This window comes from Streptomyces sp. NPDC054975, assembly GCF_053609105.1.
In genome coordinates this window covers 98,574-114,279 of sequence record NZ_JBSGWV010000021.1, presented here as the reverse complement: position 1 = coordinate 114,279, position 15,706 = coordinate 98,574, and the positions used below count along the sequence as shown (strand labels likewise).

The 15,706-nt window shown below is 72.7% G+C and carries 13 protein-coding genes; 8 read left to right on the top strand and 5 right to left on the bottom strand.

Features of this window, described 5'->3' with window-relative positions:
* Nucleotides 1–124 precede the first annotated feature (124 nt).
* Nucleotides 125–313, bottom strand: a complete 189-nt coding sequence (locus ACWF79_RS20285; RefSeq protein ID WP_005319466.1) for a DUF5703 family protein — start codon at nt 311–313, stop codon at nt 125–127.
* Nucleotides 314–360: 47 nt separating this feature from the next.
* Between ACWF79_RS20285 and ACWF79_RS20280 the strand changes: the two genes are divergently transcribed.
* Entirely contained in the window at nt 361–1,008 is a 648-nt protein-coding gene (locus tag ACWF79_RS20280; protein WP_453729487.1) for a hypothetical protein, read from the top strand.
* A 120-nt stretch (nt 1,009–1,128) separates the two neighbouring features.
* Here the strand turns inward: ACWF79_RS20280 and ACWF79_RS20275 are convergent, their stop codons facing one another.
* On the bottom strand, nt 1,129–3,312 hold the full coding sequence (locus ACWF79_RS20275) for a helix-hairpin-helix domain-containing protein (RefSeq protein WP_453729486.1): 2,184 nt from the start codon (nt 3,310–3,312) through the stop codon (nt 1,129–1,131).
* The gene (locus ACWF79_RS20270; RefSeq protein WP_453729485.1) at nt 3,309–4,295 is read right to left on the bottom strand and encodes an aldo/keto reductase; all 987 of its coding nucleotides are present in this window, start codon (nt 4,293–4,295) and stop codon (nt 3,309–3,311) included. Before ACWF79_RS20270 ends, ACWF79_RS20275 begins: the two co-directional genes overlap by 4 nt.
* A 129-nt stretch (nt 4,296–4,424) precedes the next feature.
* Here ACWF79_RS20270 and ACWF79_RS20265 point away from each other — a divergent pair, with 129 nt between their 5' ends.
* Nucleotides 4,425–5,474, top strand: coding sequence for an LLM class F420-dependent oxidoreductase (locus tag ACWF79_RS20265; protein ID WP_453729484.1), 1,050 nt, complete (start codon nt 4,425–4,427; stop codon nt 5,472–5,474).
* A 222-nt stretch (nt 5,475–5,696) separates the two neighbouring features.
* Nucleotides 5,697–6,482, top strand: a complete 786-nt coding sequence (locus tag ACWF79_RS20260; RefSeq protein ID WP_453729483.1) for a ferritin-like domain-containing protein — start codon at nt 5,697–5,699, stop codon at nt 6,480–6,482.
* Between the two features lie 37 nt (nt 6,483–6,519).
* Here the strand turns inward: ACWF79_RS20260 and corA are convergent, their stop codons facing one another.
* Nucleotides 6,520–7,503, bottom strand: a complete 984-nt coding sequence (gene corA / locus ACWF79_RS20255; RefSeq protein WP_453729482.1) for a magnesium/cobalt transporter CorA — start codon at nt 7,501–7,503, stop codon at nt 6,520–6,522.
* A 107-nt stretch (nt 7,504–7,610) separates the two neighbouring features.
* Between corA and ACWF79_RS20250 the strand changes: the two genes are divergently transcribed.
* The 5 genes from ACWF79_RS20250 to ACWF79_RS20230 all read left to right on the top strand — a co-directional run bounded on the left by ACWF79_RS20250 (nt 7,611) and on the right by ACWF79_RS20230 (nt 14,351).
* Nucleotides 7,611–8,300 carry a histidine phosphatase family protein gene (locus tag ACWF79_RS20250; RefSeq protein ID WP_453729481.1) on the top strand — a complete coding sequence of 230 codons (690 nt, stop codon included), beginning with the start codon at nt 7,611–7,613 and terminating at the stop codon, nt 8,298–8,300.
* Nucleotides 8,301–8,377: 77 nt separating this feature from the next.
* Entirely contained in the window at nt 8,378–8,968 is a 591-nt protein-coding gene (locus tag ACWF79_RS20245; RefSeq protein WP_453729480.1) for a DUF3090 domain-containing protein, read from the top strand.
* Nucleotides 8,932–9,768 carry an SCO1664 family protein gene (locus tag ACWF79_RS20240; protein WP_453729479.1) on the top strand — a complete coding sequence of 279 codons (837 nt, stop codon included), beginning with the start codon at nt 8,932–8,934 and terminating at the stop codon, nt 9,766–9,768. Before ACWF79_RS20245 ends, ACWF79_RS20240 begins: the two co-directional genes overlap by 37 nt.
* A gap of 184 nt (nt 9,769–9,952) precedes the next feature.
* Nucleotides 9,953–11,182 carry a cysteine--1-D-myo-inosityl 2-amino-2-deoxy-alpha-D-glucopyranoside ligase gene (gene mshC / locus ACWF79_RS20235; RefSeq protein WP_453729478.1) on the top strand — a complete coding sequence of 410 codons (1,230 nt, stop codon included), beginning with the start codon at nt 9,953–9,955 and terminating at the stop codon, nt 11,180–11,182.
* 130 nt (nt 11,183–11,312) lie between these two features.
* A complete protein-coding gene (locus ACWF79_RS20230; protein ID WP_453729477.1) occupies nt 11,313–14,351 on the top strand; it encodes an NPCBM/NEW2 domain-containing protein in 3,039 nt (1,012 codons plus the stop codon).
* A gap of 65 nt (nt 14,352–14,416) precedes the next feature.
* Here the strand turns inward: ACWF79_RS20230 and ACWF79_RS20225 are convergent, their stop codons facing one another.
* The gene (locus ACWF79_RS20225; RefSeq protein ID WP_453729476.1) at nt 14,417–15,499 is read right to left on the bottom strand and encodes a PAC2 family protein; all 1,083 of its coding nucleotides are present in this window, start codon (nt 15,497–15,499) and stop codon (nt 14,417–14,419) included.
* Nucleotides 15,500–15,706 lie beyond the last annotated feature (207 nt).

The window sequence follows — 15,706 nt, the reverse complement described above, 5'->3', positions numbered from 1 at the left end:
CCTCACCCCACCGCGGCGAGCGTGCGGGGCGGCGGGCCCGCCCCCGGCCAGAGTGTCCGGACACGACCTCGGACAGCCGCGCGACGTGAAGGGGGCCCCGCAGCGGCGGGGCCCCCTTCTCATGTCACCAGGTGGCGCGGACCTGACGGATGATGCGCCGGCGCAGCCGCACCCTGCGGCTGCCGTCCCGGTGCAGGCTCAGGCGGTCCAACTCCCAGTGCCCGTACTCGGCATGGTCGGTCAGAAGCCGCGTCGCCTCCTTGCGGGAGACGCCGCGCGGCACGTACACGTCGACAAATTCGTATTCCGGCATCGCATCTATTGTGCGGGCACAGGCCCGGTACGGATAGCGTGCGTCCCATGTCTGATGCTGCGCAGCCCACCGCTGCCGAGGTACGTGCCGCCGCCGAGGCGGTCAAAGCCGCACTGGACCGTCACCTCGAGGCGGTCGAACGTCGTTCGGGGGACGACGACCCGGCCGTCTACGAAGCCTTCAACGCCCTCGCCGCGGCGGCCGAGGCCTACGACGAGCGGCTCTACGACCGTTACGACGAGGTCACCCCCTTCGAGATCCCGGGCGCCGACGACTCGCTCCCGCCCTACGCCGGCCCGGCGGAGCCGCACGCCCTCAGCGTGCTGATCCGCCGCGACTACGCCGTCGTGGAACCGCAGCGGCTGCTCGCCCAGGCCCAGCGCATCGCCGATGTGGAGAACGACGAGGAGGGGCCGGACGCGGCGCCCGTCGTCGGTGGCAGTACGCACGCCGCGCTCGGTGTGCTCTTCGGTGAGTACGAACCGGACGAAATCGCTTCACGGCACAAGGAGTTCGGCCTGGAGGAGGGTGACTCCACGCTCTGGGTCTCGGCCGCGGAGGAGCTGCCCGAGCCGGGGGAGTGGCTGAACGCCCCCTTCGAGCAGGCCGATCCGGAGCGGATCGTCTGCCGCTTCGACGTCAGCGCGGTCTTCGACGACGAGCTGGACGACGACCTGGAGGAGCAGGACGCCTGAGCAGGTCGTCCGAGCGGGTCGTCTGAGCGGTACGACGGAGGGCGGGGCACCCCACGGTGTCCCGCCCTCCGTCGTGTTCATGAGCCCGCGTCCTGCGCCCACGCCAGCCCCGCGTCGGGCTCAGCCCTCGTCGGCCGCCAGCAGGGCCTCCAGAAGGGGCCTCAGCCGCGTCGTACGCTCCGGGGGCACGCCCTCGGCCACCGCGCGCGGCAGTGCCTGGTCCACGCCGTGGACGACCGAGAGATGGCGCTCGCCCCGGCCGAAGGCCGTGTACACCCACGCCCGGGTCAGCCCCTGGGCCGAGTCCCCAGGCAGCACCACGACCGCGGCCGGCCAGCGCATCCCGGCCGCCTGGTGCGCCGTGAGCGCCCACCCGTGCCGGAGCGCGGACTCCACCCGCTCCTTCGGTACGACGAGGGGCTCGCCCGCGCACTCCAGGCGCAGCCCCTCGGCGTCGGCGCCCACGACCGTCCCGGCCACCGTCCGCCCCGGGGCCGGCACATAGGCCACCCGGTCGCCCGGGTCGAAACCGCCGAAGCGGCCAGGGCCGGGATTCAGCCGCTCCTTGAGCGCCGCGTTGAGCGCGCGGGTGCCCGCGGAGCCGCCGTGGCCGACCGTGATCACCTGGGTCCGCTCGGCCGGCACGTCGATCGCCCGGGGGATCGAGTCGGCGACGAGCTGGACCGTCCGGTGGACGGCCTCGCCCGCGTCCCGGACCGGGACGATCACGACCTCCTTGCCGGGCGCCTCCACCTGGTTCAGCTCGCCGATGCCGATGCCCGAGACCAGCTCGCCGATCGGGCCCGGGTCGGGCACGCGGGAGGCGACCACCGGGCACACCCGGGCCGCCAGCACATCGCCGAACACCCGGCCCGCGCCCGCCGATCCGAGGACACCGGGGTCCCCGCCGAGCACGAGACGGCAGCCGTCGGGCAGGGACTCCACGAGCGTCGTCGCGCTCTCGACGTCCAGCTGCGGCGCGTCCAGGACGACCAGCAGGTCCAGGGCCAGGGCGCCCTCCTCGTCCCGGCCGGGCCCGGCGGCGCCGGACAGCAGGGCGGCGACGGTCACCGCCTGTGCGCCGAGGCGCTCGACCCCGTTCTCGCTGTGCACGGCCACGGCGACCCGCAGGCCCCGCTCCCGGGCGCTCTCGGCGAGCGCGACCGGCTCGCTGCGGGCCGCCTCGCCGCCGATGTGCAGGACCAGGCCGTGCGCGCCGGCCGCGCGGACCAGCTCGGGGCCCTCCCAGACCTCCCCGGAGACGGTCTTGACCACTCGGGCCAGACCGTCGGCGAGGCTCTCCTCGGCCAGGGCGTACCGGTCGAGCCCCAGCAGGGCCGGCTCCTCGGGCGCCTCGGCGGCCTCGGCACCGGACGTCTCGTCGCCGTCGTCCCCGCCCTCGTCCTCGTCCGCCTCGGGGGCCTGCTCCTCCTCCTGGAACAGCAGCACCGCGCCCTCGGCGGCCGCCTCCCGGACGGCCTCGTCCGGGTCGGGCACCGACAGCTTGGCAAGCCCGGCCCGTACGGCGGTGTCCTCCAGGGCCGTGTGTCCCTTCAGCGCGGCCCGTTCGAGCAGCCACGTCACCAGGGCCACGCCCCGGCGGGGGTCGCCAGGTCCGCACGCGGCGCCGAGCAGGGCCCGGGCGAAGCCGTCGGCGTGCTCGGGCTGCACCCCGGGCACGGCCAGCAGCTGCCACGGGTCCTCCCGCAGCGCCTCCGCGGCGCCCTCGCCCAGGGTGGTGGCGACCTGACCGGCCAGCGACTCGGGCGCACCGCCGCGCGCGAGGACCTCCCGCACGGCCGCCAGCGTCTCCGGGGCGGCCGCCCGCGCCTCGACCGGGCGCACGGGGGCGGCCGGTACGGCTGCGGCGGGCGCCGGGACGGACGCGGGGCGTCGGGACTCGGGCGACGGAGAGGACGAGGGCGCGGGGGCCGGCGTGGGCTCCGGTGCCTCGAAGAACGCGCTGCCCGACTTCGTACCGCTCTCCACCGCCCGTACCGCCGCGAGCAGGTCGGCCGCCGTGCCGCTCAGCTTGGCCCCCGCGTCCACCGGCGCCGCCTTCTCGGCCTTGCGCTGCTCGATCCGGGCCCGCAGCTCCCGCTGCGCGGCCAGCTCCGCCTGCGCCTCGGACACCTCAACGGCCTTCGCCTCCCCGTCGGCGGCCGCCGTCTCCCCGCCGGTGGCCTCGGCGGCCTCGGTCGCCTCCTCGGCGGGCTCCGGGGCGCGCTCGGTCGCGGCCTCGCCGGTCTCGCCCGGCTCGGGCTCGGTGGCCTCGGGCGGGGTCTCCCGCGAAGGCTCGGTCACAAGGTGCTCCAGTCCTGGTCCGGATAGCGGTGCACGGGCGCCGACACATCGTCGAGCGCCCGGCAGATCTCGTCAGGAAGACTAAGGCTCTCCACTGACAGAGCCCCGCTGAGCTGCTGCGCGTTGCGCGCACCGACGATCGGGGCGGTCACTCCGGGCCGGTCGCGGACCCAGGCGAGCGCCACGTGGAGCGGCGTCGTCGCCAGGCCGTCCGCCGCCGTGGCGACCGCGTCCACGATCCGGCTCGCGGCCTCGTCGAGATACGGCTCCACGAACGGGGCCATCGTCTCCGAGCCGCCCCGGGAGTCGGTCGGCGTGCCGGTGCGGTACTTCCCCGTCAGCACCCCGCGGCCCAGCGGCGAGGACGGCAGCAGACCTATGCCCAGGTCCACCGCCGCGGGCAGCACCTCCCGCTCGACGCCCCGCTGGAGCAGCGAGTACTCCATCTGCGTCGCCGCGAGCCGGGTCCGCCCCGCGCCCGTCGCCCCGAGCTGCCAGGTGCCCGCCTTCGCCAGCTGCCAGCCGCAGAAGTTCGACACCCCCACGTACCGGGCGCGGCCGCTGCTGACGGCGATGTCCAGCGCCTGCAGGGACTCCTCCAGCGGGGTGTGCGGATCGAAGGCGTGCAGCTGCCACAGGTCCACGTGGTCCGTGCCGAGCCGGGCCAGGGACGCGTCGAGCGCGGCCAGCAGATGTCCGCGCGAACCGTCCACGCGCCGGTCCGGGTCGGGCACGCTGCCGGCCTTGGTGGAGATGACCAGATCCCGCCGCGGCACCAGGCGCTCCATGAGCTGGCCCAGCACGTACTCGGCCTCGCCGCCGCCGTACACGTCCGCCGTGTCGACGAGCGTGCCGCCCGCGTCCCAGAACGCCTTCAACTGGTCGGCGGCGTCGTGCTCGTCGGTGTCCCGGCCCCATGTGAGGGTGCCGAGCCCGAGCCGGGACACGCGCAGGCCGGTACGTCCGAGATGCCTCTGCTCCATGGGCGCGAGATTACTGGCCAAGACCCCACGCGGAGAGAGCCTGTGGACAACCTCCCCCTGACGGATCGCTCACCCGCGCGCTAGAGTCCGCCGCAAGGGACGTTACTGATCGGTAAAGAGGGTGTGGTCATGAGGCTCGGCATCAACCTCGGTTACTGGGGCGCCGGAATGGACGGCGACAACCTCGCCGTCGCCCAGGAGGCGGACCGCCTCGGCTACGACGTCTGCTGGGCCGCCGAGGCCTACGGCTCCGACGCGCCCACCGTGCTCTCGTGGGTGGCCGCCAAGACCGAGCGGATCGACGTCGGTTCCGCGATCATGCAGATCCCGGCGCGCCAGCCCGCGATGACGGCGATGACGGCCGCCACCCTCGACTCGCTCTCCGGCGGCCGGTTCCGTCTCGGCCTCGGCGTGTCAGGCCCGCAGGTCTCCGAGGGCTGGTACGGCGTCAAGTTCGACAAGCCGCTGGCCCGCACCCGCGAGTACGTCGAGATCGTCCGCAAGGCCATGTCGCGCGAGCGGCTCACGTACGAGGGGCAGCACTGGACGCTCCCGCTGCCGGACGGCCCGGGCAAGCCCATCAAGCTCACCGTCCACCCGCAGCGCGAGCACATCCCGCTCTACATCGCCGCGATCGGCCCGAAGAACCTGGAGCAGACCGGCGAGATCGCCGACGGCGCGCTGCTGATCTTCCCCTCCGCCGAGCACCTGGAGGAGACCGCTCTCCGTCCGCTGCGCGCGGGACGTGAGAAGGCCGGGCTGACGATGGAGGGCTTCGACGTCCACCCCACCGTGCCGATCGCCCTCGGCGACGACATCGACGCCCTGGCCGACATCTTCCGCCCGTACACCGCCCTGTACGTCGGCGGTATGGGCAGCCCCAAGCAGAACTTCTACAACCAGCTGGCCCAGCGTATGGGCTACGAGAAGCAGGCCGCCGAGATCCAGGAGAAGTACCTCGCCGGCGACAAGGCGGGCGCCGCGGCCGCCGTACCGCGCCAGCTGATCGACCAGACCACCCTGCTCGGCTCGATCGAGCGGATCGCCGACCGGATGAAGGCCTACGCGGAGGCCGGCGTGACCACCCTGAGCCTCAACCCGGCCGGCTTCACCCTCGACGAGCGGCTGGCGGCGCTGCGGGCGGGCACCGAGGCCCTGGAGCACGCGGGCCTCGCCTAGCAGAAGCCGACGGAAAGTCTGCGGCCGTGGTGGGGGCTCGGGGGGTCTTCCCCGCCACGGCCGTCATGCAGCACAACGCGTCACACAGGCGCGCGGTTACGAGCGGAGCGCTCCTTCTTTCAGCCGAATGGCCCGCCCCTCCTGTTGCCCACCCGTCCACACCGCACTTGACTCGTTCTTTGCGGCGTGCGGTGTGCGGACGCTCGCATGGAGGTGGCAGCAATGCTCACGGCCAAGAGCCTGTTCCAGGAAATCATCGACAACGACGAGTCCTTCCAGCTCTTCTGCTCCATCGCCGCCAGCGGCGAGACCCAGGGAGGCTGGGAGAACGCCCGCATCGCGGCCCTTGTCGCCCCCGGCATGCGGGAGCTGGCTCCCAAGATCACCCGGCACGGAGCCGACGAGGACAAGCACGGCCGGATCTTCCAGGCGCTGTTGAAGAAGCGCGGCCTCGAACCCGTACCGGTGCCGCCCGAGACCGACTACACGATGCTCCTCGAACGCAACGGCATCGGCCTCGCCCACGACAAGCTCCGCCGTGACGAGCCGCTGACCGAGGAGGACATCATCGTCTACCTCGCGCACAGCCGGGTCACCGAGCAGCGGGCGGCCGACCAGATGGACATGCTGGTCACGTACTTCGGCGACCATCCCGAGCTCGGCAAGGCCATCCACATGATCGACAACGACGAGGCCAACCACCTCGCGTACTGCCACGAGGAGCTGCTGCGCCTCGCGCAGGCGGGGCACGGGCGGCTCATCCAGAACACCCTGCGCGCGTCCGCGCTCGCCGAGATCAAGGTCTACCGCGACGTCAGCCTCGCCGTGATGAGCCACATGGGCCGCATCCTGAAGTGGCCGAAGGCCAAGGCCGGCGCGCTCGCCGTCGGGATCCACGGGATGTACGCGTACGAACGCTTCGCCGGCTGGCACAAGATGGTCGGCCTCACGATGCCCGAGCGCCGTGACGCGCTGGGCGGGCCCGCGACCCCGGCCCCCGCGTTCTGAACCGCCCGGCCCGTGGCGCGGCCTCCTGGCGCCGGGGCTACAGCCAGCCCCGGCGCTTGAACAGCCGGTACAGACCCACCTCGATGCCGACCATCAGCAGGATCAAGGCCGGATACGACCAGGTCCACGTCAGCTCCGGCATGTGGTCGAAGTTCATGCCGTAGATCCCCGCGACCATCGTGGGGACCGCGGCCATGGCGGCCCACGCCGAGATCTTCCGCATGTCGTCGTTCTGCCGCACACCCATCTGCGCGAGGTGGGCCGCCAGGACGTCGGACAGCAGCCGGTCGAGGCCCTCCACCTGCTCGTTGGCGCGGATCAGATGATCGCTCACGTCACGGAAGAAGGGCCGCGCGCTCTCGTGCACGAACGGCACGTCTCCGGCCGCCAGCCGTGCCATCGGTCCCGCGAGCGGCCCGCCGGCCCGCCGGAACTCCAGGACCTGCCGCTTGGCCGTGTAGATCCGCTCCGCCGTGTTCGACGCGTGGGCGCCCACCGGGGCGAACACGTCCGCCTCCAGCTGCTCCAGGTCGATCTGGAGTTCACCGGCCACGTCGATGTAGTGGTCCACCACCTCGTCGCTGACCGCGTACAGCACCGCGGTCGGGCCCTGCCTCAGGACGTGCGGCTCGGCCTCCAGACGTCTCCGTACGGCCGCCAGCGGCGCCCCCTGTCCGTGCCGGACCGTCACCACGAAGGAGTCGCCGACGAACAGCATCAGCTCGTCCGTGGAGACCCGGTCGCTCTCCGGTTCGTACACCACCGGCTTGAGGACGACGAACAGCGAGTCGTCGTAGATCTCCAGCTTGGGGCGCTGATGGGCCTTCAGGGCGTCCTCGACGGCGAGCGGATGCAGCGCGAACTCGGCCGAGACGTGGTCGAACTCGGCCGCCGTCGGTTCGTGCAGCCCGATCCAGAGAAACGCGTCCCCGGACGCCCGCGCCTCTGCCAGGGCGTCGGACAGATCGGCGGGCCCCGCCGTGCGGCGCCCGTCCCGGTAGATGGCAGAGTCCACAATCATCCGCCGTATTCTCCTTCGCCCCGCGGGATCGCGCATCCGCAGAGGCCCACACGCGCGTGCGGGGCACTCCTCCCCACGCGCGCGTGGGTACGCCTACCCTTGCCGCCATGGCCACGCTGATTCTCGTCCGGCACGGACGCTCCACCGCCAACACCTCGGGTGTCCTCGCCGGGCGGCTGCCCGGGGTCGCCCTCGACGAGCGCGGGCTCGCGCAGGCCGCCGCGCTGCCCGGGCGACTGGCCGGAGTGCCGCTCGCCGCCGTCGTCACCAGTCCGCTCCAGCGCTGCCGCGAGACCCTGAGGCCCCTCCTCGACGCACGGCCCGGACTGCCGCTCCACACCGAGGAGCGGATCAGCGAGTGCGACTACGGCGACTGGTCCGGCCGCAAGCTCGCCGAACTGGCCGACGAGCCCCTCATGCAGGTCGTCCAGGCCCACGCCTCCGCCGCCGCCTTCCCCGGCGGCGAGTCGATGCGCGCCATGCAGGCACGGGCCGTCGACGCCGTACGGGACTGGAACGCGCGCGTGGAGGCCGAGCACGGCGAGGACGCCGTCTATGCCATGTGCTCCCACGGCGACATCATCAAGTCGATCGTCGCCGACGCCCTGGGCATGCATCTCGACCTCTTCCAGCGCATCCATGTCGACCCCTGTTCCCTCACCGTCATCCGCTACACCCGGATGCGTCCCTTCCTCGTACGCCTCGGCGACACCGGCGACTTCGCCGCTCTCGCCCCCAAGGAGGCCACGGATCCGAACGGGGCGGCCGAGGTCGGGGGCGGTGCGGGCGCACCGTGATCCATCCGCGCAGTAGGGTGGACGGGCCGCTGTAGCGCGGGCCTCCATCACTGCCGAGACCCAAGGGAGTCAGGGACGTGTCCCGTCAGGTGTTCCTCTACGACCCACCGGACCGTTTCGTGGCCGGCACGGTCGGGCTGCCTGGCCGCCGTACGTTCTTCCTGCAGGCGTCCGCGGCCGGCCGGGTCACCAGCGTGGCCCTGGAGAAGACCCAGGTCGCCGCGCTCGCCGAACGCATCGACGAACTCCTGGACGAGGTCGTCCGCCGCACCGGCGGCAACGCCCCCGTCCCGGCCGTCGCCCCCGCCGACGTGGCCGACACCGCGCCGCTGGACGTCCCCGTGGAGGAGGAGTTCCGGGTCGGCACCATGGCGCTCGCCTGGGACGGCGAGGAGCAGCGCATGATCGTCGAGGCGCAGGCGCTCGTCGAGCTCGACGCCGAGTCCGAGGAGGACCTCGCCGCCGCCGAGGAGCGGCTGCTCCAGGACGAGGAGAACGGGCCGCCGATGCTGCGCGTCCGCCTCACCGGAGCGCAGGCCAGGGCCTTCGCCAAGCGCGCTCTCGACGTCGTCAACGCCGGTCGCCCGCCGTGCCCGCTGTGCAGCCTGCCGCTCGACCCCGAGGGCCATGTGTGCCCCCGCCAGAACGGATACCGGCGCGGAGCATGAGCGGTTCCGACAACCGGGCGGTCGTCGACCTGCTCGCCAAGGGCGAGCTGACCGTGCGCGGTCAGGTGCGCGAGGCGTCCAACGCGGTGCTCGTCTGCTCCGTCTCCCTCGACGGCGTCGAGGCCGACTGCGTCTACAAGCCCGTCGCCGGCGAGCGGCCCCTCTGGGACTTCCCCGACGGGACCCTCGCCCAGCGGGAGGTCGCGGCCTACGAGCTTTCCGAGGCCACCGGCTGGGGGCTCGTCCCGCCCACCGTGCTTCGGGACGGCCCGTACGGCGAGGGCATGGTCCAGCTGTGGATCGACGCCGACCCCGGGGCGAGCCTGCTCGCCCTCACCGAGGACGAGGAGGCGGGGGAGGGCTGGAAGGCCGTCGGGCCCGCCCAGGTGGGCGAGGACCGCAGCGCCCTCCTCGTCCACGCCGACCGCCCCGAACTGCGCCGGCTCGCCGTCCTGGACGCCGTCATCAACAACGGCGACCGCAAGGGCGGGCACCTGCTGCCCGCCCCGGACGGACGTCTCTACGGCATCGACCACGGGGTGACCTTCCACGTGGACGACAAGCTGCGCACCCTGCTGTGGGGCTGGGCCGGTGAGGAGCTGCCCGCCGAGGCCTCCGACGTCCTGGACCGGCTCGACGCCTTCCTGGCCCCCGGCACCCCGCTCAGCACCCGACTGGCCGAGCTGCTCACCCCCGCCGAGGTGGACGCCCTGCGCGGACGTGTCACCGCCCTGCGCACCACCGGCCGCCACCCGGAGCCCTCCGGGCAGTGGCCGGCGATCCCCTGGCCGCCGGTCTGACCCCAGGCGACCCGCTTTGGCTGCCCGGTCCGCGTTCGGACCGATCGAATCCGGCCAACCGCGAGCCGGGGGCCGTACCCCCCAGGGGGTATGCACGAACGGCCGCGAGCTGCAAGAGCGCCTCGTCGGCCAAGATCCCGCATCCGGTTCGTATCCGGAACGAGTGTCCGGTTACGCTCAGGTCATGCATGCCTGGCCCGCTTCTGAGGTCCCCGCCCTGCCCGGCAAGGGCCGCGACCTCCGGATCCACGACACCGCGACCGGCGGACGAGTGACCCTCGCCCCCGGCCCCGTCGCCCGTATCTACGTCTGCGGCATCACGCCGTACGACGCGACCCACATGGGTCACGCGGCGACCTACAACGCGTTCGACCTCGTTCAGCGCGTGTGGCTCGACACCAAGCGGCAGGTCCACTACGTCCAGAACGTCACCGACGTCGACGATCCGCTCCTGGAGCGGGCGATCCGTGACGGCGTCGACTGGGTCGGCCTCGCCGAGCGCGAGACCGCCCTCTTCCGCGAGGACATGACCGCCCTGCGGATGCTGCCGCCGCAGCACTACATCGGCGCGGTCGAGGCCATACCGGGCATCGTGCCGCTCGTCGAGCGGCTGCGGGACTCCGGCGCGGCCTACGAACTCGACGGGGACATCTACTTCTCCGTCGAGGCCGACCCGCACTTCGGTCAGGTGTCGAACTACGACACCGAGCTGATGCGCCACCTCTCCGCCGAGCGCGGTGGCGACCCGGACCGCCCGGGCAAGAAGAACCCGCTCGACCCGATGCTGTGGATGGCCGCCCGTGAGGGCGAGCCGAGCTGGGAGGGCGGCAGCCTCGGCCCCGGACGCCCCGGCTGGCACATCGAGTGCGTCGCCATCGCCCTCGACCACCTGGGCATGGGCTTCGACGTCCAGGGCGGCGGCTCCGACCTGATCTTCCCGCACCACGAGATGGGCGCCTCCCACGCCCAGACGCTGACCGGCGAGTTCCCCATGGCCAAGGCGTACGTGCACGCCGGCCTGGTCGCCCTGGACGGCGAGAAGATGTCCAAGTCCAAGGGCAACCTGGTCTTCGTCTCGGCGCTCCGCCGCCAGGGCGTCGACCCGGCCGCCATCCGCCTCTCGCTCCTCTCGCACCACTACCGCGCCGACTGGGAGTGGACCGACCAGGTCCTCCAGGACGCCGTGGAGCGTCTGGACCGGTGGCGCGCCGCCGTCTCCCGCCCCGACGGCCCCTCCGCCGACGCGCTCGTCGAGGAGGTCCGCGCGGCGCTCGCCGACGACCTCGACGCGCCGGCCGCGCTCGCCGCGGTCGACCGGTGGGCCGAGCGGCAGCACGCCGAGGGCGGTACGGACGAGTCCGCGCCCGGTCTCGTCTCCCGTGCCGTGGACGCCCTGCTCGGAGTGGCCCTCTAGCCCCACCCGTACAACTTCCGTGCGGACAACCGCCCTTGGGCTTCTCACGAAGTCCGAGGGCGGTTCCGTTTTGTCCTGGCACCGGTGCTTGTTCCTGCGCTAAACAGCGTCCATGCAATCAACATTGCGCATGAAGGCTGCATTCGCCGGCGCCATGCTCGGGCTCCTCGCGGTGTTCGCGGGGCCTGGCAGCGCCCAGTCCGCCGAGCCCTCACCGACCACCGTCGGGGATGTCACCGGCTTCGAGGCCGACGGGGCCGTGTACCGGCTGACCGCCGGCACCGCCCAGGCCCGCGTCAGCTTCGTCACCGACGAGACCTTCCGTATCGAACTCGCCCCCGACGGACGGTTCACCGACCCCACCGGACAGGACATCGTCCGCCCGCAGGGCACCCCGCCCCCGACCCGCTGGCACGACCGCGGTGACCGCTACGAACTCACCACCGCGAAGGTGACCCTGCGCGCCTACAAGGCGCCGCTCCGCTTCGCCGCCCTGCGCGCCGACGGCACCCCGCTCTGGTCCGAGACCACCGGTCTCAGCTGGAGCAAGGACCGCACCACCCAGACGCTGGCGCGCGGCGCCGACGAGCAGTTCTACGGCGCCGGCATGCAGAACGGACGCGGCAACACCTCGCACCGGGGCAAGACCGTCGAGGTCGGCGTCGACTACAACTGGAACGACGGCGGGCACCCCAACTCCGTGCCGTTCTACCTCTCCTCGGCCGGATACGGCGTCTACCGCAACACCTACGCCCCGAACACCTACGCCTTCGGCGAGCCCGTCACCACCAGCGCCCACGAACAGCGCTTCGACGCCTACTACTTCACCGGCTCCGGCTCCGACGCGCTCAAGGACGTCATCGGCCAGTACACGAACCTGACCGGCAAACCGTTCCTGCCGCCCCTCTACGGCCTGGAGATCGGCGACGCCGACTGCTACCTCCACAACGCCAACCGGGGCGAGCGCCACACCCTGGACTCCCTCAAGGTCGCCGACGGCTACGTCCAGAACGACATGCCCAACGGCTGGATGCTCGTCAACGACGGCTACGGCTGCGGCTACGAGAACCTCGCCGAGACGGCGCAGGGACTCCAGCAGCGCGGCATGCAGCTCGGCCTGTGGACCGAGGACGGCCTCGACAAGCTCGCCGATCAGGTCAAGGCCGGCCAGCGGGTCGCCAAGCTCGACGTGGCCTGGGTCGGCGCGGGCTACAAGTTCGCCCTCGACGGGTGCAAGGACGCCTACTCCGGCATCGAGGCGCACAGCGACGCCCGCGGCTTCACCTGGGCCCCCGAGAGCTGGTCCGGCGCGCAGGCCTGCGGCGTCCAGTGGTCCGGCGACCAGGCGGGCACCTGGGAGTACATCCGCTGGCAGATCCCCACGTACGCGGGCGCATCGATGTCCGGACTCGCCTACACCACCGGCGATGTCGACGGCATCTTCGGCGGCAGCGCCAAGACGTACACCCGTGACCTGCAGTGGAAGATGTTCCTGCCCGTCACCATGACGATGGACGGCTGGGCCGCCAACGACAAGCAGCCCTTCCGCCACGGCGAGCCGTACACCTCGATCAACCGCGACTACCTGAAGCTCCACGAGGCACTGCTGCCCTACATCTACTCGCACGCCCACCGCGCCACCACGACCGGAGTCGGCCTCGCCCGGCCACTGGTCCTGGAGTACCCGGACGACCCGAAGGCCGCGAGCGAGTCGGCCAAGTACGAGTTCCTCAGCGGCGAGGACTTCCTCGTCGCCCCCGTCTACCAGGACGCCGTCGAACGCGACGGGATCTACCTCCCCAAGGGCACCTGGATCGACTACTGGAGCGGTCGCACCTACGAAGGTCCGGTCACCGTCGACGACTACAGCGCCCCGCTCGACACCCTGCCGCTCTTCGTCCGGGCCGGCGCCACCGTCCCCATGTGGCCCGGCGGCATCCGGTCGTACACCGACCGCACCCCGGACTCGCCGCTCGCCTGGGACATCTACCCGCAGGGCAGCTCGTCCTTCGAGCTGTACGAGGACGACGGCGTCACCCGCGCCCACCGCACCGGCCAGTACGCCACCCAGACCGCCGAGGTCCACGCGCCGCGGCGCGGGGCGGGCGACGTGACGGTGCGGATCGGCGCGAGCAAGGGCTCCTTCGCGGGCAAGTCCACCGCCAGGCCGTACCAGTTCACCGCCCACACCGGCGACGCCCCGAGCCAGGTCGCCCTCGGCGGGCGGGCGCTGCCCCGTCTCGCCTCCAAGGCCGCCTACGAGGCCGCCGCGCAGGGCTGGTGGTACGACCGGGACGACCGCGGGGGAGTGGTGAAGGTCAAGACCGCCGCCCAGCGCACCGACCGTGCCTTCACCCTCGAACTGGAGGACACCAGCGCCGTCGGCGGAGCCGTCCCGGGCGCCGCCGCCACGGCCGCCGTCCCGGCCGGACAGGAGCTGGGCGCGGGCGTGCCCGGCACCGTCGCCGTCGACGTGACGGCGGGCACCAGGGACGCCACCGGCGTCGAGGTGTCGCTCACCGCACCCGCCGGCTGGCAGGTCACCCCGGCCGCGCCGATCGGGCGGATCCCGGCCGGCACCACGCGGCGGGTCGAGGTCTCCGTCACCCCGGCCAAGGACGCCGAGCCGGGCGAGGCCAGGCTCACCGCGACCGTCCGCCACCGCGCCGCGCACCAGGACCGTACCGCCGTCCAGCGCTTCGCCGTCGGGGTGATGCCCGAGCCGCCGTCCACGGACGTCTGGGCGAGCGACCTCACCTGGCTGACGTCCACCAACGGCTGGGGGCCGCCCGAACGCGACCGGTCCAACGGCGAGTCGGGCGCGAACGACGGCCGGACGCTGACCCTGGCCGGCACCACGTACGAGAAGGGCATCGGCGCCCACGCCGACTCCGACATCGAGCTCTACCTCGGCGGCCGCTGCACCGCGTTCACGGCCGACGTCGGTATCGACGACGAGATCAACGGCTATGGGGAGGTGGCGTTCTCCGTCGAGGCCGACGGCAAGGTCCTGTGGACCTCACCGAAGCTGACGGGCGCCTCGGCGACGCTCCCCGTCCAGGTGGACGTCGGCGGCGCCCGCCACGTCCGGCTGCGGATCACCGACACCAACGGCTCCAAGAGCGGCGACCACGGGGACTGGGCGGCAGCCCGCTTCACCTGCGCCTGACCGGCTGCCGGAGCAGACGGAAGGGGGCCGCACCGATCCCGGTGCGGCCCCCTTCTCCGTACGGCTCACTTCTCGGCGTCGCCACCCGCCTCGGCGTCGCCGCCCGCCGAACCGTCGTCGTCGCCCTGCGATGCCTCGGGCGTCTCGGGCGCTTCCGGAGTCTCCGGAGCGTCCGCGGCCTCCGGTGCTGACTCCGGGCCCGGTTGCTCCGGCTTCGGCGGCCGGGTCCGGCCCCCGCCGGTCTCCCGCAGGTACGAGGTGTCACCGCCCTCCGTGGCGATCCCGGGTCCCTGAGCGGGCCCGGGGCCGCCGTCGCGCCGCCGCAGATAGCGCTCGAACTCCCGGGCGATGGCCTCGCCCGAGGCCTCCGGCAGCTCCGCCGTGTCCCGCGCCTCCTCCAGCGTCTGGACGTACTCCGCCACCTCGCTGTCCTCGGAGGCCAGTTGGTCCACACCCAGCTGCCAGGCCCGCGCGTCCTCGGGCAGTTCGCCCAGCGGGATGCGCAGGTCGATCAGATCCTCCAGGCGGTTCAGGAGCGCCAGGGTCGCCTTGGGGTTCGGCGGCTGCGAGACGTAGTGCGGCACGGCGGCCCAGAGGCTGACGGCGGGGACGCCCGCGTGCGTGCAGGCCTCCTGGAGGATGCCGACGATGCCCGTGGGGCCTTCGTAGCGGGTCTCCTCCAGGTCCATCGTCCGCGCCAGGTCGGGGTCGGAGGTGACCCCGCTGACCGGGACCGGCCGGGTGTGCGGGGTGTCGCCGAGCAGCGCGCCCAGGATCACCACCATCTCCACGCCCAGCTCATGGGCGAAGCCCAGGATCTCGTTGCAGAACGAGCGCCAGCGCATCGACGGCTCGATCCCGCGCACCAGCACCAGGTCGCGCGGCTTCTCGCCGCCGACCCGGACCACGGAGAGCCTGGTCGTCGGCCAGGTGATCTTCCGGACCCCGTTGTCCAGCCACACCGTGGGCCGGTTGACCTGGAAGTCGTAGTAGTCCTCGGCGTCGAGCGCCGCGAACACCTCGCCCTTCCATTCCCGGTCCAGATGGGCGACCGCGGTGGAGGCGGCGTCGCCGGCGTCGTTCCAGCCCTCGAACGCAGCCACCATGACCGGGTCGATCAGCTCGGGAACCCCCTCGAGCTCGATCACCCAGTGCCTCCTTTTCGACGTTCCTGTCGTACCTGTCGCACGGACCAACCTTACGGCTTTCCAGGGACCCGTCAGCAGCCCTCGTGCACCACCGAGCGCCATGCGCGGCCTTGATCGACTACCCAGGAACGGCCCTCGGCACACGGGCATCGGGCAGACGCGTAAGGGGCGGCCTCCCAGGGAGACCGCCCCTTACCTCACACCATC

Excerpts from the sequence above, each read along its gene's own strand:
- ACWF79_RS20285 (WP_005319466.1), bottom strand. The coding sequence starts at position 313 with ATGCCGGAATACGAATTTGTCGACGTGTACGTGCCGCGCGGCGTCTCC.
- ACWF79_RS20280 (WP_453729487.1), top strand. The coding sequence starts at position 361 with ATGTCTGATGCTGCGCAGCCCACCGCTGCCGAGGTACGTGCCGCCGCC.
- ACWF79_RS20270 (WP_453729485.1), bottom strand. The coding sequence starts at position 4,295 with ATGGAGCAGAGGCATCTCGGACGTACCGGCCTGCGCGTGTCCCGGCTC.
- ACWF79_RS20265 (WP_453729484.1), top strand. The coding sequence starts at position 4,425 with ATGAGGCTCGGCATCAACCTCGGTTACTGGGGCGCCGGAATGGACGGC.
- ACWF79_RS20260 (WP_453729483.1), top strand. The coding sequence starts at position 5,697 with ATGCTCACGGCCAAGAGCCTGTTCCAGGAAATCATCGACAACGACGAG.
- corA (WP_453729482.1), bottom strand. The coding sequence starts at position 7,503 with ATGATTGTGGACTCTGCCATCTACCGGGACGGGCGCCGCACGGCGGGG.
- ACWF79_RS20250 (WP_453729481.1), top strand. The coding sequence starts at position 7,611 with ATGGCCACGCTGATTCTCGTCCGGCACGGACGCTCCACCGCCAACACC.
- mshC (WP_453729478.1), top strand. The coding sequence starts at position 9,953 with ATGCATGCCTGGCCCGCTTCTGAGGTCCCCGCCCTGCCCGGCAAGGGC.
- ACWF79_RS20230 (WP_453729477.1), top strand. The coding sequence starts at position 11,313 with ATGAAGGCTGCATTCGCCGGCGCCATGCTCGGGCTCCTCGCGGTGTTC.